At 71.0% G+C, this 26,091-nt stretch carries 24 protein-coding genes and 1 riboswitch; of the genes, 12 read left to right on the forward strand and 12 right to left on the reverse strand.

The annotated features are described in order from the left end of the window. Positions 1–126: 126 nt before the first annotated feature. Positions 127–822 carry a S1 family peptidase gene (locus OGH68_RS22210; protein WP_413471015.1) on the forward strand — a complete coding sequence of 232 codons (696 nt, stop codon included), beginning with the start codon at positions 127–129 and terminating at the stop codon, positions 820–822. A gap of 103 nt (positions 823–925) precedes the next feature. On the opposite strand, the gene OGH68_RS22215 is transcribed toward OGH68_RS22210, so the two are convergent. The 3 genes from OGH68_RS22215 to OGH68_RS22225 form a co-directional block, all read right to left on the reverse strand. Continuing rightward, on the reverse strand, positions 926–1,576 hold the full coding sequence (locus tag OGH68_RS22215) for a hypothetical protein (RefSeq protein ID WP_264246597.1): 651 nt from the start codon (positions 1,574–1,576) through the stop codon (positions 926–928). Between the two features lie 231 nt (positions 1,577–1,807). Next, a complete protein-coding gene (locus OGH68_RS22220) occupies positions 1,808–2,335 on the reverse strand; it encodes an SMI1/KNR4 family protein (protein ID WP_264246598.1) in 528 nt (175 codons plus the stop codon). A 202-nt stretch (positions 2,336–2,537) separates the two neighbouring features. Further along, on the reverse strand, positions 2,538–2,966 hold the full coding sequence (locus OGH68_RS22225) for a DNA/RNA non-specific endonuclease (protein ID WP_264246599.1): 429 nt from the start codon (positions 2,964–2,966) through the stop codon (positions 2,538–2,540). A 607-nt stretch (positions 2,967–3,573) separates the two neighbouring features. Between OGH68_RS22225 and OGH68_RS22230 the strand changes: the two genes are divergently transcribed. Beyond that, positions 3,574–4,974: a hypothetical protein gene (locus OGH68_RS22230; protein WP_264246600.1), complete on the forward strand. Its 1,401-nt coding sequence runs from the start codon at positions 3,574–3,576 to the stop codon at positions 4,972–4,974. 546 nt (positions 4,975–5,520) lie between these two features. Here the strand turns inward: OGH68_RS22230 and OGH68_RS22235 are convergent. Then, a complete protein-coding gene (locus OGH68_RS22235; protein ID WP_264246601.1) occupies positions 5,521–5,808 on the reverse strand; it encodes a chorismate mutase in 288 nt (95 codons plus the stop codon). Positions 5,809–6,120: 312 nt separating this feature from the next. Between OGH68_RS22235 and guaA the strand changes: the two genes are divergently transcribed. The 3 genes from guaA to OGH68_RS22250 all read left to right on the forward strand — a co-directional run bounded on the left by guaA (position 6,121) and on the right by OGH68_RS22250 (position 9,010). Further along, positions 6,121–7,701 (forward strand): glutamine-hydrolyzing GMP synthase, encoded by a 1,581-nt coding sequence (gene guaA, locus OGH68_RS22240; protein WP_264246602.1) that lies wholly within the window; start codon positions 6,121–6,123, stop codon positions 7,699–7,701. Positions 7,702–7,802: 101 nt separating this feature from the next. Then, the gene (locus tag OGH68_RS22245) at positions 7,803–8,387 is read left to right on the forward strand and encodes a Uma2 family endonuclease (protein WP_264246604.1); all 585 of its coding nucleotides are present in this window, start codon (positions 7,803–7,805) and stop codon (positions 8,385–8,387) included. A 101-nt stretch (positions 8,388–8,488) separates the two neighbouring features. Further along, the gene (locus tag OGH68_RS22250) at positions 8,489–9,010 is read left to right on the forward strand and encodes a DoxX family protein (protein ID WP_264246606.1); all 522 of its coding nucleotides are present in this window, start codon (positions 8,489–8,491) and stop codon (positions 9,008–9,010) included. On the opposite strand, the gene OGH68_RS22255 is transcribed toward OGH68_RS22250, so the two are convergent. Beyond that, positions 8,917–9,216 (reverse strand): hypothetical protein, encoded by a 300-nt coding sequence (locus OGH68_RS22255; RefSeq protein ID WP_264246607.1) that lies wholly within the window; start codon positions 9,214–9,216, stop codon positions 8,917–8,919. The genes OGH68_RS22250 and OGH68_RS22255 overlap by 94 nt on opposite strands. Then, positions 9,203–10,477, reverse strand: a complete 1,275-nt coding sequence (locus tag OGH68_RS22260) for a PspC domain-containing protein (protein ID WP_264246609.1) — start codon at positions 10,475–10,477, stop codon at positions 9,203–9,205. The genes OGH68_RS22255 and OGH68_RS22260 overlap by 14 nt, the downstream gene beginning before the upstream one ends. A gap of 187 nt (positions 10,478–10,664) precedes the next feature. Here OGH68_RS22260 and OGH68_RS22265 point away from each other — a divergent pair, with 187 nt between their 5' ends. Together OGH68_RS22265 and OGH68_RS22270 are read left to right on the forward strand one after the other, a co-directional pair. Next, the gene (locus tag OGH68_RS22265; RefSeq protein WP_264246611.1) at positions 10,665–11,954 is read left to right on the forward strand and encodes an ATP-binding protein; all 1,290 of its coding nucleotides are present in this window, start codon (positions 10,665–10,667) and stop codon (positions 11,952–11,954) included. Continuing rightward, on the forward strand, positions 11,951–12,640 hold the full coding sequence (locus OGH68_RS22270; protein WP_264246613.1) for a LuxR C-terminal-related transcriptional regulator: 690 nt from the start codon (positions 11,951–11,953) through the stop codon (positions 12,638–12,640). The genes OGH68_RS22265 and OGH68_RS22270 overlap by 4 nt, the downstream gene beginning before the upstream one ends. Before the next feature lie 50 nt (positions 12,641–12,690). Here OGH68_RS22270 and OGH68_RS22275 read toward each other — a convergent pair whose 3' ends face one another. Next, the gene (locus OGH68_RS22275) at positions 12,691–13,734 is read right to left on the reverse strand and encodes an NlpC/P60 family protein (RefSeq protein WP_264246615.1); all 1,044 of its coding nucleotides are present in this window, start codon (positions 13,732–13,734) and stop codon (positions 12,691–12,693) included. A 348-nt stretch (positions 13,735–14,082) separates the two neighbouring features. Between OGH68_RS22275 and OGH68_RS22280 the strand changes: the two genes are divergently transcribed. Next, the gene (locus tag OGH68_RS22280; protein ID WP_264246617.1) at positions 14,083–14,436 is read left to right on the forward strand and encodes a hypothetical protein; all 354 of its coding nucleotides are present in this window, start codon (positions 14,083–14,085) and stop codon (positions 14,434–14,436) included. Between the two features lie 60 nt (positions 14,437–14,496). Here OGH68_RS22280 and OGH68_RS22285 read toward each other — a convergent pair whose 3' ends face one another. Beyond that, positions 14,497–15,657, reverse strand: coding sequence for a C40 family peptidase (locus tag OGH68_RS22285; RefSeq protein ID WP_264246619.1), 1,161 nt, complete (start codon positions 15,655–15,657; stop codon positions 14,497–14,499). A 1-nt stretch (position 15,658) separates the two neighbouring features. Then, positions 15,659–15,821: riboswitch (cyclic di-AMP (ydaO/yuaA leader) on the reverse strand. Positions 15,822–16,072: 251 nt separating this feature from the next. On the opposite strand from OGH68_RS22285, the gene pcrA reads away from it, so the two are divergent. Both pcrA and OGH68_RS22295 read left to right on the forward strand, forming a co-directional pair. Further along, the gene (gene pcrA, locus OGH68_RS22290) at positions 16,073–18,538 is read left to right on the forward strand and encodes a DNA helicase PcrA (RefSeq protein ID WP_264246621.1); all 2,466 of its coding nucleotides are present in this window, start codon (positions 16,073–16,075) and stop codon (positions 18,536–18,538) included. Between the two features lie 196 nt (positions 18,539–18,734). Next, positions 18,735–19,307: a dihydrofolate reductase family protein gene (locus OGH68_RS22295; RefSeq protein ID WP_264246624.1), complete on the forward strand. Its 573-nt coding sequence runs from the start codon at positions 18,735–18,737 to the stop codon at positions 19,305–19,307. Between the two features lie 23 nt (positions 19,308–19,330). Here the strand turns inward: OGH68_RS22295 and OGH68_RS22300 are convergent, their stop codons facing one another. Together OGH68_RS22300 and OGH68_RS22305 are read right to left on the reverse strand one after the other, a co-directional pair. Beyond that, on the reverse strand, positions 19,331–20,893 hold the full coding sequence (locus tag OGH68_RS22300) for a M23 family metallopeptidase (protein ID WP_264246625.1): 1,563 nt from the start codon (positions 20,891–20,893) through the stop codon (positions 19,331–19,333). Between the two features lie 232 nt (positions 20,894–21,125). Beyond that, complete coding sequence (locus tag OGH68_RS22305; protein ID WP_264246626.1) at positions 21,126–21,941, reverse strand: esterase/lipase family protein; 816 nt, start codon at positions 21,939–21,941, stop codon at positions 21,126–21,128. 63 nt (positions 21,942–22,004) lie between these two features. On the opposite strand from OGH68_RS22305, the gene OGH68_RS22310 reads away from it, so the two are divergent. Next, positions 22,005–22,172 carry a hypothetical protein gene (locus OGH68_RS22310; RefSeq protein WP_264246627.1) on the forward strand — a complete coding sequence of 56 codons (168 nt, stop codon included), beginning with the start codon at positions 22,005–22,007 and terminating at the stop codon, positions 22,170–22,172. 146 nt (positions 22,173–22,318) lie between these two features. Next, a complete protein-coding gene (locus OGH68_RS22315) occupies positions 22,319–22,726 on the forward strand; it encodes a cobalamin B12-binding domain-containing protein (RefSeq protein WP_264246628.1) in 408 nt (135 codons plus the stop codon). Positions 22,727–23,043: 317 nt separating this feature from the next. On the opposite strand, the gene OGH68_RS22320 is transcribed toward OGH68_RS22315, so the two are convergent. Both OGH68_RS22320 and OGH68_RS22325 read right to left on the reverse strand, forming a co-directional pair. Next, positions 23,044–24,666 (reverse strand): DUF5691 domain-containing protein, encoded by a 1,623-nt coding sequence (locus OGH68_RS22320; RefSeq protein ID WP_264246630.1) that lies wholly within the window; start codon positions 24,664–24,666, stop codon positions 23,044–23,046. 26 nt (positions 24,667–24,692) lie between these two features. Beyond that, a complete protein-coding gene (locus tag OGH68_RS22325) occupies positions 24,693–26,081 on the reverse strand; it encodes an SWIM zinc finger family protein (RefSeq protein ID WP_264246632.1) in 1,389 nt (462 codons plus the stop codon). Positions 26,082–26,091 lie beyond the last annotated feature (10 nt).

Consider the following 26,091-nt stretch of genomic DNA (forward strand, 5'->3'; position numbering starts at 1 on the left):
TATGGCAGAACGCTATTACCCAACTCCGCCGTCCCCTGGCGATCCTGATGGTTCCTGGACACCCCCCACACGCGCCGGTGCGCGTGTCTTCGGAGATGAGGAACCTTGCGAATAACCAAGTTATTCATGGCACTTGCGGCTGCCCTGCTGGCCGCCCTGACCCTCGCGCCCACCGCCACGGCCGCCACATCCCCAGCGCCCGTGCCCAGCGGTCCGCAGCCGATCATCGGCGGCGGCTACGCGCAGAACGCCCCGTGGGCGGCCCGCCTGTTCTCGAACGGAAGAGAGACCTGCTCGGCGTCGATCATCGCGCCGACCTGGATCCTCACCGCCAAGCACTGTGTCACCGGCGGCGGCCTCGCCTTCCGTATCGGCAGCCTCGACCAGCACAGCGGCGGCACCGTCGCGTACGGCACCCAGACCTACACCCACAGCTCGGACCTGGCCCTGGTGCGGCTCGACCGCTCCGTCTCCGCGAGCTACGCGCGGCTCGGCCAGCCGGGCTCGGTGTACGTGGGCCAGAACGTCCAGGTCTACGGCTGGGGCGCCACCTCTCGGTGCGGCTCGGAGGCCAACTGCCAGTCGCAGTACCTGAAGGTCGCCAACGTGACCGTCACCGGCGGCTGCCGTGACGCCTACGGCGGCTCGGCGATCTGCGCCCGCCGCGGCGACGGCATCACCGCCGGCGGCGACTCCGGCGGCCCGATGATGGCGGGCGGCGTTCAGGTCGGCGTCGCCTCCACCAGCGACCGCCAGACCACCACGGCGTACACGAACGTGACGGCCTACCGCTCCTGGATCCAGTCCGTCGCGGGCGTCTGACCCGCACCGCCATCCGAGACCGGCCCCCTGCCCGTTCCTCTGGGCAGGGGGCCGGCCTTGCTCCTACCAGCGAGAGGAATGCAGGCCCGTTCCTGCTCCGCCATCACACTTCCCGATCACCTCGTGGAGCCTCCGGCTCCAACTCCGGCTCCGAAAGGGACAACCGGGGGGAGGTCCTGCGCTCCTCGGCGGCCGCCCGGGTCCCCCGGTCACGGGCCATCCCACCTCGGCCGGCAGCCAGAGCGGCACAGACGACCGTGAGGGTCGCAAGAGCGTATGGCAGGGGCGATTCCGGGACCCCAGACACGGTGGCACCCGCGCCGTCGATCAGCATCCTCACTCGCCAGTCCGCAAACACCGGGCCCCCAACGCCCAGCGCCGCTATCAGCAACGCGATCCCCAGCAAGCGCCCACGAACGGCGACGCTCGAGAATGGACCGGATCGAACCAGTCGCACAAGGCGCCACAGCAACCAGAGGATGCCCAGCACCGTTGCCGCCCCAGCCAAACCCGGAACCCGGTACACCAACCGCTGGCCGAAGCTTGCGCCATCGAGGACGAGCTCCGCGTAGCCGTCTTGCACCACCCGCGCTCCCGTGCCACGGGCAAGCTCCACGGCACCGCCCGGAACCTGTTCCATCATGACCGGCAACCGCATGTCAACGGATAAGAAGTCAGCGATGTGCAAAATCGGCAGCACAATATGCACCAGCAGCAAAAAGACCCCGAGTCCGGCCAATATCACCAGAACCATCCGCTCGACCCACACCTAATCGGGTGCCTCTTTACGCGACACTTTCGTACGACTCCCCTTTTACCTCAGACCACAATGCCCCGGCGAATTCGCCGGCTGGACGTGACACTGCCAGCCGCCGCAATGGAAGAATGCCCCACGTCTCGCAGACCTCCTTTTAGGAGGCAGGGAGCCGACAATCTGCTCAACCGCGTCGATTACCGGCAGATCCCCCGTTGTCAGAGCGGGCCATCAGTCCACCGCGACCGTCGGCATGCGCCCAGGGAAATTCGGGGGGAGGGCGTGCGGAAGGATCGTGCCCCGCACAAGGCCGGCCAGGTACCCGGTGAGGGTTTCTTCGACCTCCACCCAGTCGTCATTGTGCCCGCTGACGACGATGAGCCATCTTCCCGGGTCCGGGTGGCCTGTCTTCCAGAACCAGGTATCCCCTTCAGACGAGTCTCCCCACGGGATGAGCCCGCCGACCTCGGGGAAAGAAGCATAGCCGTGCGACATGTCGGAGTCGTGGAGGTCCTCCAGGTCCTCCAGGAACTCTTGGGCCACCGAGATGAACTCCGACTCCGCCCCGGGATCCGGAGAGTGCACCGACAGGAAATCATCCAGGATGAGTCCCGTATAGAACTCGGAGAGCTCCTTGAAGTCCTCGGGAAGCGGCGCACCCAGCTCGCGCTCGATGTACGTCCAATTGATTCCCCGGGGTTCGGGCCGACGAAATTCCAGAAGCGCCGGCAGGGCCGATTCGAGGTCTTGCAGACTCAACAGGTCACCTGCCGCTCCGCCTTGTTGGCCACGTACTTGCTCTCGAACAGGACCCGAGTGGGAGTTCTGGCTGTCATCGTAATACCCGTGGGCATTTCATGCATGCCATTGCCATAATCCAAAAAGCCAGAATACAGAACCGGCTCACCCTTGTCGAGCGCGGAAGCTATACGGTTCTCACACCGCTTCATCCCGGGGTCGTTCATCCGCCGATAGGCAGTGAACACTTCCCGGAAACCCACTCACCGCTGAAGCGGTCGCCGATTATGTGCGTGCGATGGTATTTCCACGCCTTGCCGTCACGTTCGGACTTCCAGCCGGGAGGCTCCGGGAAGGTGGAGGGTCGGGGCGTGCGGTCCTTCTTCTTCAGGTCCTTGGGGCATATGAGGGCGGCAGCACCGGTTGGGGCGCGACCGATCGTGGGGCCGTACCGGAACCGCTCGGACCTCGGACGGTCGCACGGATTGCCACCGGTGTCGGTGCCACCGCTGGATGAGGGACTCGGCGCCGGAGACGGAGCGAGTGCTGTGTCCCCACCGGCCTCCGGGCTGGGAAGCAGCCGGAAGTAGCCCCGCAACTCCTCAAGATCTACCTTCAGCTGCGCCTGGGAGTCGGTCAGCGAGTCCCGCACCGCCGCAACGTGCTGCGAATCCGTACCGTCGTCGCGCGTGGGCCGACCATGGAACGTGCTGAGAGCGGTCTTGATAAGCAGCAGCCACGGCGGTGGCGGCAGCGGAGGGCCGCCGGGTCCAGGACCCGGGCCGCCTCCGGGGCCAGGGCCTGGGCCGCGGCCGGGGCGGCCGCGGTCCGCCCTCCTCTTGTCGTCGAGCGCCCTTTGGTAGTTGACGGCCGCATCTGCCGCCGCGGCCGCGGCCGCGGCGTCGCGGCTCAACCTCAGAGCCTGGTCCCAGAGCGCGTCCGCAGCAGAGGACGCTGCCCACGCCATGGCGCCTGTTCCGGCGCCTGCCGCTGCTGCGGAGCTCGAGGACGGCCACCAGCTCGGCTTCTGCCAATGAAGGCCGCTGACCCAACTCGTGTCGATCGGGTGCTGGCGGTAGTACTCCGATGTCAGTGCCCCGACACCGGCTGCAATGACCACTCCCGCGGCCACCACGCACACACCACCGCAGATGAAGTGACCGCTCGGGTCGGTGTTCAGCAGCGGGCTTGCGTTGCCGTAGCCGTAGCGGTTGGCCTGGACCGACGGGAGCGGGTTCAGGGTCCAGGAGTCGCGGGAGGTGAAGCCGCCGTTCGCCGGGTCGTACCAGCGGGGTGACCTGGACGGACTGGTCGCGGTCTGCACGTCCGACAACCTCTACCCCGGTGACGTGCTCAACCCGAACTACGACCTCCGGGTCGAGGTCACGGACGAGAGCAAGGCCGGCGACTTCGGCAAGATCAAGGTGACCGGCCAGGGCGAGGGCCTCACCTTCAACGAGCACACCGTCGACGTGCTCATCGGCGGTCCCGAGCTCCGGATGAAGCAGCTGCCCGCCGAGCCCGCCGGCTTCGCCGCGGGCGACACGTACTCGGCGCCGCTCGGCTTCCGCAACGTCGGCAGCATGGCGGCCGACGGCGTGGTGCTCCGCTTCTCGGGCACCCGCGGACTGTCGTTCCCCGACACGTACGAGAACTGCGAGTACGCCGAGGAGAACAAGGAGGACCTGATCCACTACCGCAAGGTCGTCCTCTGCTCCTTCGAGGGCGACTTCGCGCCCGGCAAGGCCTGGGCGCTCAGCGCGCCGGTGAAGGTGAGGACCGCGGCCTTCGCGCTCGGCGACATCTTCGACTACCGCTTCACCGCCGTCTCCCCGAAGCAGGCGGAGCAGCTGCGCAAGGGACTCGACTTCCGTGCCGGGACCGGTGACGCGCTCACGCTGAAGCCGGCCGCGGCCACGTCCGGCGAGTACGTGCGGCACGCGGAGCGCGACCTCGCCACGAAGAACACCTACGACCTCGACCTGTCCGGCGGCCGCGCCGACGGCGCTCAGGGCGAGACGACCGAGGTCGACATCCGGATGAGCAACCACGGTCCGGCGTGGATCGGCGCGCTGCGCTCGGGCGGGGAGCCGTTCACCTTCCGGGTCAATGTGCCGGAGGGCGCGAAGGTCACCAAGAGCCCCGCTTCCTGCAACCCGATGAACACCGGGGACGACAAGGACGAGTCCCAGTACCTGTGCTGGGCCGCCACGCCGTTCCTGGAGGACGACAAGCGCAGCTTCCCGTTCGAGTTCCTCATCGAGAAGGTCGTCGCAGGCGCCAAGGGCCGGATCCACTTCCCCGAGTTCCCGGGGCAGGAGCCCAACCCCTGGGAGGGGGAGCCCGCCAACGACGACGGCTGGATCGTGCTGAACGGCACCGGTGACGAGGAGACCCCCGGTGACACCGGCGGCTCCGGCTCCACGGGCGGTTCGACCGGCGGCTCCGGCTCCACCGGGGGCTCCACCGAGGGCTCGACCGGCGGTTCCGGCGACGACGCCGCCACCGGCGGCTCCTCCGCCGGCACCACGGGCGGCAACTCCGCCCAGGGCGGCCTGGCCTCCACCGGCTCCACCGCCCTGCTGGCCGCGGGCGGCGCCGCCGTGGCGCTCGCCGCGGGTGGTGTGCTGTTCGTGGCGGCCCGCCGCCGCTCCGCCTGACCCGCTTCCGGCGTCGCGAAGGGCCCCGTGGACATCACGTCCGCGGGGCCCTTCCGTTGGGTCCCGGCGTCAGGGCAGCGCCGGTACCGGGGCGCGGCGCCGGGGGGTTTGCGCCGCGTCGGGAGAGGCCGCCGGCCGCCGGCGCGCGGGCGGCGCGCACGGACGGCTGTGGCCTGCGTGAAAGTGGTTGCGCAGAGCGGGACCTGCTCGTACTGCATCTGCTGGACGGGCTGCGGGGGGCGCAACCGTACGGACCGGATGCGGTCGGTGCCGGGCGTCCCCGGCGCCGACCGCCCTTGGGTGACCGGGCTGCTGTCCCCTGCCGACCGGTCACGCGCGCTGGGGCGAGGTCCCACGACGCACCTTCGGTACGTCACACGCCCCAGCGGAGCCACGCGTGGTTTCCTTCGAGGCCGCCCCTGGCTGGCACGGACAACGGGACCAACGAAGACCGGCCGGGCGCGTCACGCGCCGTACGGGTGAGGATGCGCCCGAACGCAGATACGCAGGCGTACCCGGGACGGCCGCCCGCCCGTCGGGCACTGGTCAGATCCGGCCCCGGCACAGCTCCAGCATCGTCATCGCGAGCGAGGTTCCCGGCTTGCCGAGGGCGTCCCGGTAGTGGGCCAGCACCTCCATCTCGCGCGCCAGGTTCACCCGGCGTCCGCCCGAGGCGATGCGGGCGTCCTGGATGACGGCGGAGACGGCCATCCGTTCCTGGATCAGGCCGATGATCCTGTCGTCGAGCGCGTCGATCCGCTCACGGGCGCCGCTGATCACGGTGGCGGCCGTCTCGGTGCGGGCGCCGGTCTTCTCGGTCTGGGTCACGGACATCTGAGGGGCTCCTCTGTGTGGTGGGGCCCCGGACCGGCACGACCCGGGAAAGCCGAAGCGCCCCGGGCCTTGTCGGCCCGGGGCGCCTGGGAAGTCGCTGTTCAGCAGATCAAGCAGCGCGACCATGGCAGCCGGACGGGCCGGTGCCATAGGTAAAGACGAAGGTCAGCTGCTTCTGCATGCGGCAAGTATGGACCGCCCCTGCCCGTGGAGGCCAAAACCGGTTCGGATGGTGAGACGAAAAGTGTTCTTCGGGGCGCCGGTAGAATCGACAAAGCAGCCCCCTTTTCTCCCCGCCGGAAGGCAGCCCCAGTGCCAGCAGCACCCTCCGCCGCCCCCGACGTCGTGCTCGTTGTCGACTTCGGTGCGCAGTACGCCCAGCTCATCGCCCGCCGCGTCCGTGAGGCCCGGGTCTACAGCGAGATCGTCCCGTCCACCATGCCGGTGGCCGAGATGCTGGCCAAGAACCCGAGGGCGATCATCCTCTCCGGCGGCCCCTCGTCGGTGTACGCGGAGGGCGCCCCGCGCCTGGACCGTGCGATCTTCGAGGCGGGCGTCCCCGTCTTCGGCATGTGCTACGGCTTCCAGCTGATGGCGACGACACTCGGCGGCACCGTCGACAACACCGGCGCCCGGGAGTACGGCCGCACGCCGCTGCACGTCTCCAAGCCCGGTTCGACACTCTTCGAGGGCACACCGGACGAGCAGTCGGTGTGGATGTCGCACGGCGACGCCTGCTCCGCAGCTCCCGAGGGCTTCACGGTCACCGCGTCCACGGACGTCGTGCCGGTCGCCGCCTTCGAGAACGACGAGAAGAAGCTGTACGGCGTGCAGCACCACCCCGAGGTGATGCACTCCACCTACGGCCAGCAGGTGCTCGAGCACTTCCTCTACCGCGGCGCCGGCATCGAGCCGAGCTGGACCACCGGCAACGTCATCGAGGAGCAGGTCGAGGCGATCCGCGCCCAGGTCGGCACCAAGCGCGCCATCTGCGGCCTGTCCGGCGGCGTGGACTCCGCGGTCGCCGCGGCCCTCGTGCAGAAGGCCATCGGCTCCCAGCTGACCTGCGTGTACGTCGACCACGGCCTGATGCGCAAGGGCGAGACCGAGCAGGTCGAGAAGGACTTCGTCGCGGCCACGGGCGTGCAGCTCAAGGTCGTCGACGCGCAGGAGCGCTTCCTGAAGGCGCTTGCCGGGGTGTCCGACCCCGAGGAGAAGCGGAAGATCATCGGCCGCGAGTTCATCCGGGTCTTCGAGCAGGCGCAGGCCGACATCGTGGCCGAGGCCGAGCACGGTGAGGACGTCGCCTTCCTCGTCCAGGGCACGCTCTACCCGGACGTCGTCGAGTCCGGCGGCGGCACCGGCACCGCCAACATCAAGTCGCACCACAATGTGGGCGGCCTGCCCGAGGACCTCGAGTTCGAACTTGTCGAGCCGCTGCGCAAGCTGTTCAAGGACGAGGTCCGCATGGTCGGCCAGGAGCTCGGCCTGCCGGACGAGATCGTCCAGCGCCAGCCGTTCCCGGGCCCGGGCCTCGGCATCCGGATCGTCGGCGAGGTCACGCGCGAGCGGCTCGACCTGCTGCGCGAGGCGGACGCGATCGCCCGCGAGGAGCTCACGGCGGCCGGCCTGGACCGCGACATCTGGCAGTGCCCGGTGGTGCTGCTCGCCGACGTCCGCAGCGTCGGCGTCCAGGGCGACGGCCGCACCTACGGCCACCCGATCGTGCTGCGCCCGGTGTCGTCCGAGGACGCGATGACGGCCGACTGGACGCGGATGCCGTACGACGTGCTGGCGAAGATCTCGACCCGGATCACCAACGAGGTCGCCGACGTGAACCGCGTCGTCCTCGACGTGACGAGCAAGCCCCCGGGCACCATCGAGTGGGAGTGACCTTCCCGCAAGGTCAATGCCGACGCCGTCGCTCATTCGTTCGAGTGGCGGCGTCGTCGTTTGCCGTGGCCGGGCCGCTCGTACGGACCGCAATTCCGGCCATGACCGTTGAGAGTGCGAGCACGTGGCCGATGCCTCCGCAGGACGGACACACCCTGGACGACCTGCTGACGCTGCCCAACCTGCCCCCGCACACCGAGCTGATCGACGGGAGCCTGGTTTTCGCCAGTGCGCAGCGGGAATTCCACAGCGTCGTGATCGACCGGCTCATGGCGGGACTGCGCCGCAGCATGCCGCCGGAGCTGAAGGCCGTGCGCCAGATGACCGTCGTGCTCGACAAGCGCAACGGCCCAGAACCCGATGTCTCCGTCGTTCGGGCCGAGGCCGTGATCAATCGTAGTCAGACCTGCTTCACGGCCGCAGACGTCCAACTCGCCGTTGAGGTGGTGTCCCCCGATTCCGAGGCCCGCGACCGCCACCGCAAGCCCCACCTCTACGCCGAGGTCGGTATCCCGCACTTCTGGCTGGTCGAGATGGGCGGCACCGACGAGCACCCCGTCGTCCACGTCTTCGAGCGCTCGGAGGTCACCAAGACCTACGCCCTGACCGGCATCCACCACGACCGGCTCAAGCTGTCCGTCCCCTTCGACATCGACATCGACCTCTCGGACGTCGACAACCTCTGACGGTTCCTCCTGTGTCACAGAGTGTGTCGCTAGCCTGGTGAGCGGCGTGGCCACGCCGTACGTATGGTCGGTTGACAGGTCGACTGAAGGCGGGACGAGTGATGACACACACGCAAGAGGCGGCATCGGACCACAGAAGGCTCGACGACGGGCCGAGTGGATGGAAGGAGCAGGCCGGCCGGTACGCACTGCTGCCGCTGCGCGTCTTTCTCGGCGTGACGTTCATCTACGCGGGCCTCGACAAGCTCACGGACAGCGCCTTCATGGCGGCCACCGGCACCGGCTCCATCGGGGAGCTGATGACCAGCGTGCGCGACACGTCCGCGATCCCGTCGCTCGTCGACCTGGCGCTGAAGAACCCGGAGGGCTTCGGTTACGCCATCGCCTTCGGCGAGCTGGCCGTCGGCATCGGCACCCTCGTCGGGCTGCTGGCCCGGCTCGCCGCCCTCGGCGGGGCGCTGATCTCGCTCAGCCTGTGGCTGACCGTCAGCTGGCAGACCGACCCGTACTACTACGGCAACGACCTGGCCTACCTGATGGCCTGGCTGCCGCTGGTGCTCGCGGGCGCGTCGATGTTCTCCCTCGACGCCCTGATCGCCGCGCGGCGGCGGCGCACCCCGTAGTGCAGCGCGGCCACCGTGCCCGCCAGGCAGAGGCCACCGAACAAGAGGGGGAACGCCACCCACCAGGGCGTGTGCCAGGCGCCGCCGGCGTCGCCGCCGTAGAGCAGGGCCGTGGCCAGTACGCACAGTCCGGCGATCATCCTGGCGGGCCGGAAGCCGTGCAGGTACGCACGACCGGGCCGGGACGCGGTCTCATGACTGGGCACGGGTCACCTCCACCTGTCCGATGCCCACTTCCAGCTTCAGCTCCAGCGTGCCCGCCGGCTTCGCGCCTGCCGGAGGCGCCAGCGTGCGTCGGCGGTCCTGGCTCGGGCCGACGTCGATGTCCTCCGCCGCCTCGCCGGGAAGCCGGATGTCGCCGATGCCGACTTCGGCGTCGATCTTCACCGTGGCGTCCTTCGGCAGCACGATCCTCAGTTGGCCCGCCCCGATCTCGGCCCGGGTCGACACCTGTGTGCCGGAGGGGACGGCGAGGGTGGACAGGTCGAGCGTGCCGGCTCCGGTGCCCAGCTCGTAGAACGGTGCGACGGCTGTGACCGACGCGGGCCGCCAGGTCTTCTCGCCCCAGCTCGTACTGATGTCCTTCGGCAGCGCGGTCGCACCCGCGAGCAGCACGGCCGTGACCAGCGTCAGCAGGATCGTGCCGAAGCCGGTGCGGCCCAGCACGGCGCTGATCAGCAGGCCCAGGCCGAGCACCGCCAGCGCGGCGACCAGCCCGATCTGCAGCGCGGTGCCCAGGGGCTGCCCCTCCCAGCTGAGCCCGGTCCCGAGCCCGCCCGCCAGCAGTGCCATGAGGAAGACCGGTCCGCCGATGCCCCGCGGGCAGCGGGTCTGCCGCGGCACGGGACCGCGGCCGGTGCGGCCCTCCGGCGCCGCGGCCTCGGCCAGTGCCGACTCGGGGCCCCACAGGTAGCCGGTCGGGACCGGCCCCGTCGTGCCGTCCTTGACGATCGGGTCGCGCCACCAGGAAGGGCTTTCCGGCACGGGCGGTGCCTTCGTCTCCGGCGGGGCCTCCGCGACCGCGTGCGCCGCCGCGTCCCTCGGCGCGCCGTCGTCCGTCACCAGCCGGCGGCGCTGGGACCACACGGCCGCGCCGGCGACCGTCAGGGAGAGCAGGGCCGCGAAGGAGAGCGTTCCGCCGTTGCCCAGCATGGAGAGGAAAAGCCCACAGCCGATCAGGGCGAGGAGCACGGCGGTCAGTGACGCGCCGTCGACCCGGCCGGTCAGCAGCCTGCGGAACTCGTTCTCCTCGTCGTCCTCCGACGGGAGCAGCAGCCAGGCGAACCCGTAGAAGATCAGGCCGACGCCGCCGGTCACCGAGAGCACGCCCACGGCGATCCGGAAGATCACCGGGTCCACGTCGCAGTAGCGGCCCAGTCCGCCGCACACACCGGCCACCACTTTGTGGCGGGGGGAGCGGCGCAGTTGGAGCGCCTCGGGGGGCGGGACGGTCGGCTGCTCTGTCATGGGTCCATGGTGACGGCCCGGACGGAGCGGCGGGAGCCCGGCCGACCCTGGCCCTTCCCTGATATCGGGCCCGGAGTCCACCAGGGGCCGGGGCCGGGGCCGGGCAACAGCGACTCGGGGCAGGTTGGGGGTGGTCTCGGGGACGACCCTGATACCACGCCGGTCCCCCGCGTGTGACGATCGGTGCATGCCAGTCGCCACACCGGGAACCACCGGCTCCTCCCACGCCCCCCTGCCGGAGGAGCCGGCGCTGCGCAGGCTGTACCGCAGCGCCGACGGACGGATGCTGGGTGGAGTGGCCCGCGGTCTGGCGGGCCATCTGGGGCTGCCCGTCGTCTGGGTGCGCCTGGTCTTCCTCGGACTGTTCCTGGCCGACGGCCTCGGCGCGGTGCTCTACGCGGTGTTCTGGATCGTCGTGCCCCTCGGGGTCGGCGGCCGGGCCGCCGAGCCGCGCTCGGTGTTCGAGACCACCCCCGGCGGGCGGCGCAGGCTGCGCAAGCCCGACAAGGGCCAGCTCTTCGCGATGCTCGCCCTGCTCCTCGGGGCCGCGGTCTTCGTCGGCAACGTCGACATGCGCGGCAGCAACCGCTACGTGTGGCCGACGCTGCTCATCGGCGCGGGCGTGGTCCTGGTCTGGCGACAGGCGGACAACGCCCGCCGCGCCCGCTGGACGGACGTCGGCCGCCGCCGGCGGCTGCTGCAGCTGGCCCGGGCGCTGGCCGGCGTCGCGCTCGTCGGCATGGGCCTGACGGTCTTCATGGTGGTGCGCGGCTCCGCCGCCCAGCTGGGCAACGTGCTGACCGCCGCGGTCGCCGTCATCGCCGGTGTGGCGCTGCTCGCGGGCCCCTGGCTGGTGCGGATGACGCAAGACCTCTCCGAGGAGCGGACCATGCGCATCCGCGCCCAGGAGCGGGCGGAGGTCGCGGCGCACGTCCACGACTCCGTACTGCACACCCTCACCCTGATCCAGCGGAACGCCGACGACGCGGGCGAGGTCCGCAGGCTCGCCCGCGCCCAGGAGCGGGAGCTGCGAAACTGGCTCTACAAGCCGGAGGGCACCGGCAAGGACGAAGACGAGGAACCAGCCACCCTCGCGGAGTCGGTCAAGAGGACGGCCGCCGAGGTCGAGGACAAGCACGGGGTCCCGCTCGAGGTCGTCGTCGTCGGCGACTGCCCGCTCGACGAGAAGCTGGCCGCGCAGATGCAGGCCGCGCGCGAGGCCATGGTCAACGCCGCCAAGTACGGTGGCGCGGGAGGGGCGGTGCAGGTGTTCGCGGAGGTCGAGGGCCGTACGGTGTTCGTGTCCGTACGGGACAGGGGGCCGGGCTTCGACCCGGACGCCGTACCGGAGGACCGGATGGGCGTCAGGGAATCGATCATCGGCCGTATGCAGCGCAACGGCGGGACGGCGCGGCTGCGTTCCGTGCCCGGGGACGGCACGGAAGTGGAGCTCGAGATGGAGAGGGCGGACGGATGACCGAGGCCGCAGAACAGACCGCTGAGCGACGGGTGCGGGTCGTGCTCGTCGACGACCACCGGATGTTCCGCACCGGTGTACAGGCCGAGATCGGGCAGACCGAGCGGACGGGCGTCGAGGTCGTCGGCGAGGCCGCCGACGTCGACCAGGCGGTCACCGTGATCACGGCGACCCGGCCGGAGGTCGTCCTGCTCGACGTGCACCTGCCCGGCGGGGGCGGCGTCGAGGTGCTGCGCCGCTGCGCCGCGCTGATGGGCGCCGCGGAGAACCCGGTGCGCTTCCTGGCGCTGTCGGTGTCCGACGCCGCGGAGGACGTGATCGGCGTGATCCGGGGCGGCGCCCGCGGCTATGTCACCAAGACCATCACCGGCACGGACCTGGTCGACTCGGTCTTCCGGGTGCAGGACGGCGACGCGGTGTTCTCGCCGCGGCTGGCCGGCTTCGTACTGGACGCCTTCGCCTCCACGGACGCGCCGCCGGTCGACGAGGACCTGGACCGGCTGACGCAGCGGGAGCGGGAGGTGCTGAGGCTGATCGCGCGCGGGTACGCGTACAAGGAGATCGCCAAGCAGCTGTTCATCTCGGTGAAGACCGTCGAGTCGCACGTGTCCGCGGTGCTGCGCAAGCTCCAGCTGTCCAACCGGCACGAGCTGACCCGGTGGGCGACGGCCCGCCGCCTGGTGTGAGAGGCAGTCGCCGGTCCGGGTGACGGAACCGCACTGCGGCAGCCCGGTCGTCACACGGGGCGGGTCGCTCCCGCGAACGGCATCTCGTCGATGGGTGCGACCCGCACCGGGGCGCCGGGACGCGGCGCGTGGATCATCTTGCCGCCGCCGACGTAGAGCCCGACGTGCGAGATGCCCGAGTAGAAGAACACCAGGTCACCCGGGGCGAGTCGGGAGCGGGGGATCCGTTCGCCGGCGTTGATCTGGGTGTACGTGGTGCGCGGCAGCGAGACGCCGGCGGAGCGCCAGGCGGCCTGGGTGAGGCCGGAGCAGTCGTAGGCGCCGGGGCCCGTCGCGCCCCAGACGTAGGGCTTGCCGAGTGCACCGTACGCGTAGGCGATGGCCTGTGCCGCCCGGCTGTTCGGGGCCCGCAGCGGGCCGCGCGAAGTGCCGGCGCGGTCGGCGGGGGCCGGAGCCGGATCGCCGCTGTTGTACGCGGCGCGCTGTTCGGCGGTGAGCCGGGCCAGGAGCCGCTCGGCGGCCGCGAGTTTGCCGCGGACCGTGGCCTTGTGACGGGCCAGTTCCTTGCGGCGGGCCTCCAGCGTGGCGATCTTCTCGGCGGCCTGTGCCTTGAGGTGGTCCAGGTCCCTCAACTGCCGCTGCACGCCGGCGATCGAGGCGGCCTGCCGTGCGCCGACCCGTTCGGCGCGGGCGGCGCGTTCCAGGTACTCGGCCGGGTCGGAGGTGAGCGCGAGGCGCAGGCCGGGGTCCATGCCGCCGTCACGGTACTGGGCGGTGGCGACCGAACCGAGCGCGTTGCGGGAGGTGTTCAGCCGCTCGGTCCTGCGCGCCGCCTCGTCGCGCAGTGCGTCGAGCGACCTGCGGGCGCCCTCCGTCTGCTCCTTGGCGCCGTTGTACTTCTCGGTGGCGACCTCCGCCTCCTGGTACAGCTTGTCGACTTCGGCCCTGACCTGTGCAGGGGTGGGACGGGGCTCGGCGTGGACCGTGCCCTCGAGCGCGGTGCCGGCCGTCGCGCCGGCGAGCGTGATCGTGACCGCGGTACGCGCGGCCGGCCCGCCGAGCGGGTGCCGCCTTGGTTTCCGGTGGGCTGCCACGAGGGCTTCCACGTCCTTCCGTCGTTCTCTGTCGCCGTACCCTTCGCATCCGGCGGCGGGCCGCTCGGGGGAGCGGTCCGCCGCCGGATCTCCCGGCGGTGGCGGCCGAGTGCCGTCCGGCTGCACGACGGCGGGTGGGGAGTCGGCCACCTGGGGCAGGACGCTAGACGTCACGGTCACGGGGGCGGGGTGAAAGGACCGCAAAGTGCCGAAGATGGACACTTGGGACCGGTTGCTGATCACCCGGTGGTCGTCGTGCGTCCGCATTGCCGTAGCCGGCCGACCGATGCGGCGGAGCGGGCCCACCTGCCCGACGGACGGTGATATGGGGAGGGTTAGGCTCCGGCCATGGACGTACTCACCAATGTCTTCGTCGCCCTGCACATCATCGGTATCGCCTCGCTGCTGGGCGGATTCCTGACCCAGATGAAGGCAATGGGAGAGGGCACGGCCCGCTTCAACCCGGCGATGCTGCACGGCGCGCTGACCATGCTGGTCACGGGCGTGGCGCTGGTGGGTCTGAACCAGGCGGACGACCAGGCGGTGAACAACCTCAAGATCGGCATCAAGCTGGCGGTCCTGGTGGTGATCCTGGGCCTGGTGTACGTCAAGCGGGACGAGGAGAAGGTCGACAAGGCGCTGTTCGGCGCGGTCGGCGGCCTGACCGTGGCCAACGTGTTCATCGCCACCCTCTGGACCTGATCCGCGCGGGACGGACCGGTGCCCGGGCGGCCGCGCCGCCCGGGCACTCGTGCGCCGGGATCAGGCGGGGCGGATGCTCCCGTAGACCGGCATGTAGTAGATGGACTCCTCGCGGACGTTCGTGCCCGGCTTGGGGGCGTGGATCATCTTGCCGTCGCCGATGTAGATGCCGACGTGGCTGATGTCGTCGTAGAAGAAGACCAGGTCGCCCGGGAGCAGATCGGCCGTCGCGACCCGGGTGCCGACCTCCACCTGGTCCCAGGTGGTGCGCGGCAGGTCCACCCCGGCGGCCTTCCACGCGGCCTGGGTGAGGCCGGAGCAGTCGTACGAGCTCGGGCCCGACGCACCCCAGACGTACGGCTTGCCGATCTGGGCGCGGGCGAAGGCGAGCACCTTGTCGGCCTTGGCCGCGTAGGTGCCGTCCTCCGTGCCGGTGCCCGGGTCCGTGGTGCCGGTGTCCGGGGCCGTCTCGCGTTCCTGGCGCTGCCGCTCGGCCTCGGCCTCGGCCCTCGCGCGGGCCTCCGCCTCGGCCTTCTCCTGGGCCTTGCGGCGCGCCTCCTCCTCCTTCTTCCGCTCGATCGCGGCGAGCCGTGCCTTCTCCTCCGCAGTCAGCTTCGACAGCAGGGTGCGTGCCTCGGCGAGCTTGGCCTGCACCGTCTGCTTGCTGGTGCGCAGGGCCTCCTGGGAGTCCGTGAGGGACTCGAGCCGCTTCGTCGCCTCCGCGCGCTCTCTGGCGGCTGCCGCCCGCTCGGTCTCGTACTCGGCGACCGCGGTGCGCTGCTGATCCGTCATCCGGTCCATCAGCTGTGTCTGGTCGAAGTACGCCTGCGGACTGTCCGCGAACATCAGCGCGGCGGTGGGCGTGACGGAACCGGTGCGGTACTGGGCGGCCGCGTAGTTGCCGAGGGCCCGGCGCGACTCGTTCAGCTTTTCGGTGCGCACGGCCGCCTCGTCGAGGAGCCGGTCCACCTCTTGGCGCTTCTCGGCGGTGGCTTCCTTCGCCTTGTTGTACTCCTGCGTGGCGCTGCCCGCCTGCCGGTACAGGTCGTCGACCTTCTTCTGCACCTCTTCGATGCTGGGCTTCGGCTCGGAGGGCGCGGCGGTCGCGCTCTGCGTGGAGAGCAGGGTCACACCGGCGAGGGCTGCCGTCGTGAATCCGACGGCGGGGGACTGCTTTGCGGTTCGGCTGCGGGGCTTGCGATGCGACGCCAAGGCCGGCATCTCCTTCTTCCGTGGACCGCCTACCGGGTTAGCTGTCGGGTTCGGGCGAACGGAAGGCGCCCTACGGACCGAGCGGAACGCGGTCCGATTCACCCCGGTACTGCATGGTGGGTCCCCGGTTCCGAACTCCGTGGACGGGAGGCCGGATTCGGCGCAGGCCGCCCGTTCGGCGTGGTTCGCCGGGAGGGGTGCGGGCCGCCTGGTCGAGCACGCTAGCCAACTCGTGCAGCTGCTGTGAAGGTTGATGTTCGATATGTCCGATACATTTTCGTGACCTTTTCTGCGGCCCGCTCCGGGCCGGGCCCCCGGTCACCGATCGGTCGCCCGGTGGATGTGGGCGGTCACCTACCGTGGCCGCCCCTGGTATCCGCGTGCGGCCACGATTGTCGGTCCGGCCGCCTAGACTCGTTAGGCGATGAGCAGCCTCTTTGACGACAGCTTCCTGGCGGACCTCCAGCCCCGAGCGGACGAGCACCCGCCGCCGCCCGAGGAGCCGGCTCCGGAGCAGATTCCGGACGACCTCTTCCAGGGCGCGTTCGACGTGCCTCCGGCCCGCGACGGGTACTACCGCGACGGCGCGCCGCGCCCCGTCGTGGACCCCGCCGCGCTGCTCGAAGGGCTGAACGAACAGCAGCGCGCCGCTGTCGTGCACACCGGGTCGCCCCTGCTCATCGTGGCCGGCGCCGGCTCCGGCAAGACCCGTGTGCTCACGCACCGCATCGCCCATCTGCTGGGGACGCGCCATGTGCACCCCGGCCAGATACTGGCGATCACCTTCACCAACAAGGCCGCCGGCGAGATGAAGGAGCGCGTCGAGCAGCTGGTGGGTCCGCGTGCGAACGCCATGTGGGTCATGACCTTCCACAGCGCGTGCGTGCGCATCCTGCGCCGCGAGTCGAAGAAGCTGGGCTTCACCTCGTCGTTCTCGATCTACGACGCCGCCGACTCGAAGCGGCTGATGTCGCTGGTCTGCCGCGATCTGGACCTGGACCCGAAGAAGTTCCCGCCGAAGTCCTTCAGCGCCAAGATCTCGAACCTGAAGAACGAGCTGATCGACGAGGAGGCCTTCGCCGACCAGGCTCTTGGGGGTACCTCCCAGGCGGGAGGCTCTGAGGGAGGCTTCGAGAAGACGCTGGCCGAGGCGTACCGGATGTACCAGGCGAGGCTGCGCGAGGCCAACGCGCTGGACTTCGACGACATCATCATGACGACGGTCCATCTCCTCCAGGCGTTCCCGGACGTCGCCGAGCACTACCGGCGCCGCTTCCGGCACGTACTGGTCGACGAGTACCAGGACACCAACCACGCTCAGTACACGCTCGTGCGCGAACTGGTGGGCACCGGTTACGAGGACCTGGACCCGGCCGAGCTGTGCGTCGTCGGTGACGCCGACCAGTCGATCTACGCCTTCCGCGGCGCGACCATCCGCAACATCCTCCAGTTCGAGGAGGACTACCCGGACGCGACCACGATCCTGCTGGAGCAGAACTACCGCTCCACCCAGACGATCCTGTCCGCAGCCAACGCCGTCATCGAGCGCAACGAGTCCCGCCGCCCCAAGAACCTGTGGACGAACGCGGGCGAGGGCGCCCAGATCACCGGCTACGTCGCGGACACCGAGCACGACGAGGCCCAGTTCGTCGCCGACGAGATCGACCGGCTCACCGACCAGGGCGAGGCGAAGGCGGGCGACGTCGCCGTCTTCTACCGCACGAACGCACAGTCGCGTGTGTTCGAGGAGATCTTCATCCGCGTCGGCCTGCCCTACAAGGTCGTCGGCGGTGTGCGCTTCTACGAGCGCAAGGAGGTCCGCGACGTGCTGGCCTATCTGCGCGTCCTCGCCAACCCCGAGGACAACGTCCCGCTGCGCCGCATCCTGAACGTTCCGAAGCGCGGCATCGGCGAGCGCGCGGAGGCGATGGTCGACGCGCTGGCGCTGCGCGAGAAGATCACCTTCCCGCAGGCCCTCAAGCGGGTCGACGAGGCCTACGGCATGGCGGCCCGCTCCGCCAACGCGGTCAAGCGGTTCAACGTGCTGATGGAGGAGCTGCGGACGATCGTCGACTCGGGCGCCGGTCCCGCGGTCGTGCTGGAGGCCGTGTTGGAGCGGACCGGCTACCTCGCCGAGCTGCAGGCGTCCACGGACCCGCAGGACGAGACCCGCATCGAGAACCTCCAGGAACTGGCGGCCGTGGCACTCGAGTTCGAGCAGGAGCGCGGGGACGAGGAGGGCGCCGGCACGCTCGCGGAGTTCCTGGAGAAGGTCGCGCTCGTCGCCGACTCCGACCAGATCCCCGACGAGGACGAGGAGGGCACCGGCGTCATCACGCTGATGACCCTGCACACCGCCAAGGGCCTCGAGTTCCCCGTCGTGTTCCTCACCGGTATGGAGGACGGCGTCTTCCCGCACATGCGGGCGCTGGGGCAGACGAAGGAGCTGGAGGAGGAGCGGCGCCTGGCGTACGTGGGCATCACCCGCGCCCGCGAGCGGCTCTACCTGACCCGCTCGTCGATGCGCAGTGCCTGGGGCCAGCCCTCGTACAACCCGCCCTCGCGGTTCCTCGAGGAGATCCCCGAGCGGCATCTGACCTGGAAGCGGACGGGCCCGATGGCCGCCCCTGCCGGGCCCACGTCCGGCATCGCGTCCTCGTTGTCGTCCGCGCGTTCGCGCGGCGGTGCCTCGGGCTTCGCCACCCGGCGTACGAGCGACAAGCCGGTGATCTCGCTGGCGGTGGGCGACCGGGTCACGCACGACCAGTTCGGCCTGGGGACCGTGATCGAGGTCAAGGGCTCCGGCTCGGAGGCACAGGCGACGATCGACTTCGGGGACGAGAAGCCGAAGCGGCTGTTGCTGCGGTACGCGCCGGTCGAGAAGCTCTGACGCAAGGCGGGCTCGCTGCTCGTCGGGTTCGCGGTTCGTCGGGCTCGCTGCTCTGCCGAAACCGGTGGGCGGCGATCGATGAGTTTCCGTGTGATCCGCGGTCTTCACTGACAGTTGGTGCACGCGGCCGCGAGGCCGGCCACAACGGCACCTGCCGCACTGCTGAGAACCAGTCACGAGATCCAGGAGATCCACGATGCGCACCCTGATCAGCACCGCCTTCGTCTCGCTCGACGGCGTGATGGAGGCCCCCGGCGGGGAGCCCGGTTACCGGAACTCGGGCTGGACCTTCAAGGACATGGAGTTCGTCCCGGAGGCATTCGAGATCAAAGGCCGGGAGCAGAAGGAAGCCACCGCGATGCTGCTGGGCCGGGCCAGCTACGAGGCGTTCAGCCCCGTCTGGCCGGACATGGACGAGTTCGCCGACTACAGGCCGATGCCGAAGTACGTCGTCTCCACCACGCTCACCGAGGACGACCTGGTGTCGAACTGGGGCGAGCACACGATCCTGCGCTCGCTCGACGAGGTTGCCGCGCTGAAGGAGACGGAGGGCGGCCCGATCATCATGCACGGCAGCGCCGCCCTCAACCGGAGCCTCTCGGACGCCGGCCTGATCGACCGCTACCACCTGCTCGTCTTCCCGCTGCTGCTCGGCGCGGGCAAGCGGCTGTTCAGCGACACGGACAAGGACACCCAGAAGCTGAAGCTCGTCGAGCACGAGGCGTACGCCAACGGCCTGCAGAAGAACGTCTTCGACGTCGTCCGCTGAGGACCTGAGGACGCCCCGGGCGGCTAGGTGGGGTCGATGCCGTGGCTGCGCAGCCACGGCAGCGGGTCGATGGCCGCGCCGCCGCCGGGCCTGACCTCGAAGTGGAGGTGCGGGCCCGTGGAGTTGCCGGAGTTGCCCGAGTAGGCGATGACATCGCCGGCCTTGACCGAACCGCTGCGGATCTTGGTGCTGCTCAGGTGGCAGTACCAGGTCTCCGTGCCGTCCGCCGCCGTCACGATGGCCATGTTGCCGTAGGCGCTGTTCCACTGCGTGCGGACGGTGCCGTCCGTGGCGGCCATGACCGGGGTTCCGTACTGGACGGGGAAGTCGATACCGGTGTGCAGCGACATCCAGTTGACGCCGGACTGACCGTAGTACGCGCTCAGCTGGTGCAGCTTCACCGGCAGCATGAACTTGGGGCGCAGCGCCTCGCGGCGTGCGGCCTCCTCCTCGCGCTTCTTCTTCTCCGCCGCCTGGCGCGCCTTGAGGTCGAGGCGCTCCTGGGTGCGGGAGGCGCGGTCGCCGAAGTCGCGGGCGTCGGCGCTGAGCGCGGCGAGCTGCGTGTCCATGGCGTTGTTGGCGGCGACCGGCTCCACGGAACCGGGGTCGGGGGCCGCCACGTTGCCCTTGTCGTCCTGCGTCTCGCCGCCGAGGCCGCTCACGGAGGCGGCGGCGACGCCGGCCACGCCCATCACGCAGGCGGACGGCACGGCGACGGTGAGGAGAGCGGAGCGCTTGGCCGGCGTACGGCGGCGGCCGCGGCCACCACCGGCACGGCGGACCGGGCGCGGTTCGACGGGGGTGGCCGCCACGACGGGAACGGCGGCCATCGTCCGGGTCAGCGCGTTGTGGTCCGAGTCGTCCTCGGTTCCGGTGACTTGGGGCTCGGCCTGCTCGCCCTCGTCCGCCGGCTCGTACTCCGCCGCGTAGGCGGCTTCCGGACCGGTCGGCTGCTCGGCCGCGGGTTCCGTTTCGAAGGCGGCGGACTCGTACGCGCCGCTTTCGTACCCGCTGCTGTCGTACGTGCTGTTGTCGTACGTGCTGTTGTCGTACGCGTCATTTGTCTCGTACGTGCCGTACGACTCGTGCGGTTCGTACTCGGCGGGCTGCGGGAATCCCTGGTCCGGAACGAACTGTTGGGGGACCAGGCCGTCCGGCGTGGCGGTCGTGGAGTTCCACGCGGTGGCGTCGTAGCTGCCGGTCTCGAAGGTGCCCGGCGCCCACTGGGCGGTCGCGTCGTGGGCGAAGGTCGCCGCGGCCGTCTCGTACTGGCCGGTTCCGCCCGTCTCGTTCCAGGCGCTCGCGTCCCACTGGCCGCTGGTGTCGTACTGGCCGGTCGTGTCGTACTGCGCGTACTGCTGCTGCTCGTAACCCTGGTCCTGCGGCGGCTGTTGGGCCTGCTGTGCCGAGCCGGCGTAGGCGTCGTATCCGACGGCGGGGGCGGCACCGGTGTCCCACTGGGACGCGTCGTACTGGCCGCTGTGGTCCGCCTCGCGACTGCCCGGGAGGGCGCCGAAGAGCGGGTCGGAGTCGAAGCTGCCGGTGGCGTAACCGCCGTACCCGGCGTGGGCGTGCTGGTCGTTCACCAACTTCTCTCTCGCCTCGGCAGCAGGACCTGTTTTCCGGGAGCCTGTTTGCACAGGGGGTCCCCGGGGGAAGCAGTGGCGCGACTGTACCCGGCGGTACGCGACGGCGACAATCTTCGGCGGCATCTACGCAATCAGGAAACGGGCATTCGGTCGCGTTTCGGCGGTCTCGGGTCGGAGCTTTGGCCCTACGTTCGAGAAATGTTCGATCGGTCGGTGCCGATCGGTCGGCTCAAGCGACGGAAGCGGACGCCGAAGAGGAGCCGGCGGAAGGGGTGCGAGACCCGTCCATGTCCGACACACCCGACTCGAGTGCCTCGCGGATGCTGTCGGCGACCGCGGGGTGAACCGGCAGTGCGAGATGGCCGATTCCGCTCACCTGCACGTTCTGTGCGAGAAGGTCCGGATGGTCGACGCGGGCCGTCTCGACGGGTGCCATGATCCGGTCGAGATCGCTCCAGAAGCTGATGAACCGGGTGCGGCAGCCGGGAGCAGGCAGCCGCAGCTCCTCGATCACCGGCGAACCCGGCCGCATCTGCCGCACGATCGGATGCGCGCTCGCGAGCGGCGCCACGGTGGTGCCCGAGTGCGGGGTGCCGAGCGTGACCAGCGTGCGTACGCGACGGTCGCCGCCGAGGCGCTGGACGTAGTAGCGGGCGATCAGGCCGCCGAGGCTGTGTCCGACGATGTCGATCTCGTGCCGGCCTGTGCGCGCGCAGATCTCCTCCACGTGGCGGCCGAGCAGATCCGCGGCGGCGCGGATGTCACAGGTGAGGGGCGAGTAGTTGAGGCATTCGACCGGGTGCGGACCGCGCCGGGCGAGGGCCCGGCGCAGCAGTACGAACACCGAGCGGTTGTCGGCGAAGCCGTGGAGCAGCACGGTCGGCACCACGGCCGGTGACCTCGGCAGCGCGGGCGGGGAAGGGCGGCGGCGGGGGCGGCGCTCCGGGGTGAGGCCGGTGGGGTAGAGGATCAGATGTCCGGCGAGGATCACCAGCTCCAGTGCGGTGGCCCGCAGGAGCGCGGCGGGCAGACGTGGGGTCCTCACGACGACCTCCCGTACGGCACGGCGGGGGCGGCTCTCCCCCGCGTGCCCTCATGGGAAGCGCGCATGACCGAGGCCGGTGCGCGGTGCGGCGTCTCCCGCGCCCCGGCGTCGCCGTACCGCCGGGCCGTGCGGCTGTCGGCGCGGCGGTACGGCGACCTGTGGTGGACCTGCGGCGACCTCCCGTTGCGTCCGTGCCTGCGGGGCCGCGCGGGGGGCGTGCGCGGTGCCTGACGCGGGTACGACGCTCAGCGAAAATGTCCCACGTGTGATTTCCCCCTCCCCGCGTGCCGCGAAACGGCGACGTGCGGGATGCTGGAGATAACGTTCGTTCACTTCCCCGCGTCTCGGTACGGCCCGCGGGGAGCCAGGAGGCAGTGATGGGTGTGACTGGTCCGATCCGCGTGGTGGTGGCCAAGCCGGGTCTCGACGGCCACGACCGCGGCGCCAAAGTGATCGCGCGGGCGCTGCGCGACGCCGGTATGGAGGTCATCTACACCGGGCTCCACCAGACGCCCGAGCAGATCGTCGACACGGCGATCCAGGAGGACGCCGACGCGATCGGCCTGTCGATCCTCTCCGGCGCGCACAACACGCTCTTCGCGAAGGTCATCGCGCTGCTCAAGGAGCGCGACGCGGCGGACATCAAGGTCTTCGGCGGCGGGATCATCCCGGAGGCGGACATCGCGCCGCTGAAGGAGCAGGGCGTGGCGGAGATCTTCACTCCGGGTGCGACGACGGCGTCGATCGTGGACTGGGTCAACGCGAACGTCCGCGTGGCCGCGTAGCCCGGGACCGGCCACGTTTCTCCGTGCGCGGCCCGGTCCAGGCCGTCGGTGTCCGGGCGGGCCCGATCGCCCTTGCCGACAAGCGGTCGCCGGCGCGTACCGGCCCTGATGGGGAGGTGCCACCGGCCCTCGTGGGTGACCACCGGGCGAGGGGCGGGGCCGAGGAGTGGGGTGCCCGGACGTGAGGCGTCGTGAGGCAGGGCTGGGCAGGTGCGGGAAGGCAGTCCGGGTGCCGCGTCGCGGAGGTCCCGGCCCCCGCAACCACTCACCGGCGCAGCCGCCCCGCAACCCGGCCCGGCCGTCGGGCGCTTCGCGACCTACCGGGTCAGTTCCTCGGACATCGTCGCGCGCAGCCGCAGCGTCGAGACAAGGCGCTGGAACGCCTCCGACCAGTAGCTTCCCGCGCGCGGTGAGGCGTCCTCCTGGTCGTCCGGCGTTGCCGTGAGGATCTCCAGGCGGCCCGCCTCGTCGGGGGACAGGCAGCGCTCCGCGAGCCCCATCACGCCGCTGAAGCTCCAGGGATAGCTGCCGGCGTCCCGGGCGATCTCGAGGGCGTCGACGACGGCCCGGCCCAGCGGCTCCGCCCACGGCACCGCGCACACGCCGAGCAGCTGGAACGCTTCCGACAGGCCGTGCGCGGCGATGAACTCGGCCACCCAGGAGGCGCGATCGTCGTCCGGCAGCGCGGCGAGAAGCTTCGACCGCTCGGCCGGCGACGTCGTGCCGGGCCCGGTCGACGGGGGTGTGGCGGGCGAGCCCAGCAGGGCGCGGGACCAGTCCGCGTCGCGCTGCCGCGCCGCCGCCCGGCACCATGCCGCGTGCAGTTCGTCCGCCCAGTCGTCGGACACCGGCAACGCCACGATCTCGTCGGCCGTCCGCCCGCCGAGCCTGCCCGGCCAGACGGACAGCGGGGCCGCCTCGACGAGCTGGCCGAGCCACCAGGACCGTTCGCCGCGTCCCGACGGCGGGGTCGGGACGATGCCGTCACGCTGCATGTCCGCGTCGCACTCGTGGGGCGCCTCCACGGTGATCGCCGCCGTGGTGTCTCCGCTGCGGTCGATCGCGACGCAGGACGCGGCGCGTGCGGCCATGCGGCCGGCGAGCGCGGAGCGCGGCAGCGCGGAGAGGAGTTCCGCGGCCGTGGACCGGACGTTCCTGCTGCGGTCGGACAACGCCTGCTCCAGGAACGGCTCGTCCGCGTCGGACAGTCCCGCCCGCAGGGAGTCGAGGAACATCAGCCGGTCCTCTGCCCGCTCCGTGGACCACGTCGAGCCGAGCAACGTCCGGGCGGCACCGGAGTCATGGGCCCGTACCGTGGCGAGCAGCGCGACCCGTTCCGCGAACAGTCCTTCCTCCCACAGCGTGCGCACGGCTTCCGTGTCGTCCACGGCGGGCAGGACGGAGCCCGCGGATCCGCCGCGCAGCGCGTATTTCCACTCGGGGTTGAGCCGGGCGAGCCACAGACCGCGCGGCCCGGCGAACTCCAGTGCCTGCGGGCGCAGGTCCGTGCGGGCGCGGGCGGCATCGAGCAGCGCGGGGAGGACGGACGCGGGCGCCCGGTCCCCGTGTTCGTTGGCGGCGGCGAGCCATTGGGGAAGCAGCTCGGTCAGATCAGGGGCGGTGCCGCGTCTGCCGCCGGAGGCGGCGGGACCGGCACGGTCGGCCAGCAGTTGCACGAGCCGCCGCCGCGCCGGCTCCGGCAGGGCACGGCGGGCGTCGTGCGGCGCGGGCTCCGGCGCCCGGCCGGCCGGCGCCGCGGGCCGCAGTCCCGCCCGGCGCCGTACGGTGTACAGCGCCGCGGCGTCGAGCAGCGCGACGGGTGCGTCCTTGCCCACGGGTGTCAGTCCGGCCTGCGGCGTCCGGCGGTCGGTGCCGAGCAGCGCCGAGGTGACGATCTCTTCCCACGGTGACGTACGGGACGTACTGGTGGTGCGGGTCATGTGGTCTCCCTCGCGTTCCTGGGCGTTCAGATCAGCGGGACCGTTTCGGACATGTCCGCGGGCCACGCCGTCAGCGGCACGAACCCCCGGTGGCCGAACTCGCCGAAGACGGTGACCGGCCGGCCGCCGGCGAGCGCCACGAGTTTCCACAGTCCGGGGCGGGCGAGCGCGACGGGTGCGACGGGCAGCGCGTCGCTGCCGTCGGCGTCGACGAGCTGCCAGCCGTCTCCGTCCGGCACGGGCACGACCTCGGTGAGGGTGACCGGCCACGAATCCAGCCACGGGTCGTCGCGCAGAGCCTGCCCGTACGCGTCGACCGCGGAGGCACACGGTCCGCCCGGCGGCGGTGCGTCGATGGCGACCGGCAGGGTGAACTGCTCGCCCAGTTCGGCCCTCGGACCGCTGCCGGTGTGCGCGGTGGCCTCGGCGTCGATCATCAGCCCCACGGGGAGCGCCTGCTGCGGCGCCCGGCCCGCCGCACCGAAGGACAGCAGCAGCACGGCCCGCCGTGACGCGCGTCCGTACAGCCAGATGCGGCGTGTGGTGAGCTTCCCGTCGAAGGAGTCGTACTGGGCGAGGATCAGCCAGCGGTCGCGGACGGCCGGGCCCTCGGCGGCGGAGGGAAGCCCGACCCTGGTGCGGACCGTGGCGGCGAGGCGCTCCGGAAGCTGCTCGCGCCCCAGCCAGGCGGTGTCCAGCAGATGGACCAGGGAGCATTCCTCCAGGAGCCGTACCGGCCAGCCGGGGCCCGAGCCCGGGATCGCCCCCATGTCCCTGACCCGTGCGGCGAGTCCCGGAGCCTGGGCGTCGACCATGCGGGCGGCGGTCTCCTCCCACAGTCCGTACCCGGACTGTTCGGCCGCCGCGAGGCCGCCGCGCAGCAGATCGGCGAGTCGCTGTTCCAGTTCGCCGGCGCCCGCGGTGATCCGCTCGGCGCGGCGCTCGGCCCGCCGTCCGGCGGCGTCCGGGTCGGCGCTCTTCGCGGCCGCGCCGGGTCCGGTGTCCGCCTGCTCGCGGCCGGCGGCTCGCCTTCTGCGACCCGACAGCCATTCCTCCGCCCAGTCGGGCACGGAGCCGGAGCCGGACTCCGGGACCGTCTGCTCGTCGGAGGCCCAGAGCAGCAGCAGTGCCAGCGCGTGCTTGCACGGGAACTTCCGGCTCGGACAACTGCACTTGTACGCGGGGCCGGTGGTGTCCACGACGGTCTGGTACGGCCTGCTGCCGCTGCCCTTGCACAGACCCCACACGGCCCCGGAGCCGTCGCACCCCGCGGCGGACCACGGCCCGGCAGTGCCCAGCTTGCTTCCCGCCCTGCGTGACGCGTCGTCAGGAGCCAGGGACAACACCTGCTCCGTCGCCCAGCGGGCACCCTGAGCCAGGGCGCCCGCCGCCGTTTCCCCGTTTGTCAGAAGCATGGGAACGACG

The sequence above is a fragment of the Streptomyces peucetius genome (assembly GCF_025854275.1).
GTDB lineage: Bacteria > Actinomycetota > Actinomycetes > Streptomycetales > Streptomycetaceae > Streptomyces > Streptomyces peucetius_A.

Coding starts and splice junctions, on each gene's coding strand:
- OGH68_RS22210 (WP_413471015.1), top strand. CDS start 127: ATGGCACTTGCGGCTGCCCTGCTGGCCGCCCTGACCCTCGCGCCCACC.
- OGH68_RS22215 (WP_264246597.1), bottom strand. CDS start 1,576: ATGGTTCTGGTGATATTGGCCGGACTCGGGGTCTTTTTGCTGCTGGTG.
- OGH68_RS22235 (WP_264246601.1), bottom strand. CDS start 5,808: ATGTCCGTGACCCAGACCGAGAAGACCGGCGCCCGCACCGAGACGGCC.
- OGH68_RS22245 (WP_264246604.1), top strand. CDS start 7,803: ATGACCGTTGAGAGTGCGAGCACGTGGCCGATGCCTCCGCAGGACGGA.
- OGH68_RS22250 (WP_264246606.1), top strand. CDS start 8,489: ATGACACACACGCAAGAGGCGGCATCGGACCACAGAAGGCTCGACGAC.
- OGH68_RS22260 (WP_264246609.1), bottom strand. CDS start 10,477: ATGACAGAGCAGCCGACCGTCCCGCCCCCCGAGGCGCTCCAACTGCGC.
- OGH68_RS22265 (WP_264246611.1), top strand. CDS start 10,665: ATGCCAGTCGCCACACCGGGAACCACCGGCTCCTCCCACGCCCCCCTG.
- OGH68_RS22270 (WP_264246613.1), top strand. CDS start 11,951: ATGACCGAGGCCGCAGAACAGACCGCTGAGCGACGGGTGCGGGTCGTG.
- OGH68_RS22280 (WP_264246617.1), top strand. CDS start 14,083: ATGGACGTACTCACCAATGTCTTCGTCGCCCTGCACATCATCGGTATC.
- OGH68_RS22285 (WP_264246619.1), bottom strand. CDS start 15,657: ATGCCGGCCTTGGCGTCGCATCGCAAGCCCCGCAGCCGAACCGCAAAG.
- pcrA (WP_264246621.1), top strand. CDS start 16,073: ATGAGCAGCCTCTTTGACGACAGCTTCCTGGCGGACCTCCAGCCCCGA.
- OGH68_RS22295 (WP_264246624.1), top strand. CDS start 18,735: ATGCGCACCCTGATCAGCACCGCCTTCGTCTCGCTCGACGGCGTGATG.
- OGH68_RS22310 (WP_264246627.1), top strand. CDS start 22,005: ATGACCGAGGCCGGTGCGCGGTGCGGCGTCTCCCGCGCCCCGGCGTCG.
- OGH68_RS22315 (WP_264246628.1), top strand. CDS start 22,319: ATGGGTGTGACTGGTCCGATCCGCGTGGTGGTGGCCAAGCCGGGTCTC.
- OGH68_RS22320 (WP_264246630.1), bottom strand. CDS start 24,666: ATGACCCGCACCACCAGTACGTCCCGTACGTCACCGTGGGAAGAGATC.
- OGH68_RS22325 (WP_264246632.1), bottom strand. CDS start 26,081: ATGCTTCTGACAAACGGGGAAACGGCGGCGGGCGCCCTGGCTCAGGGT.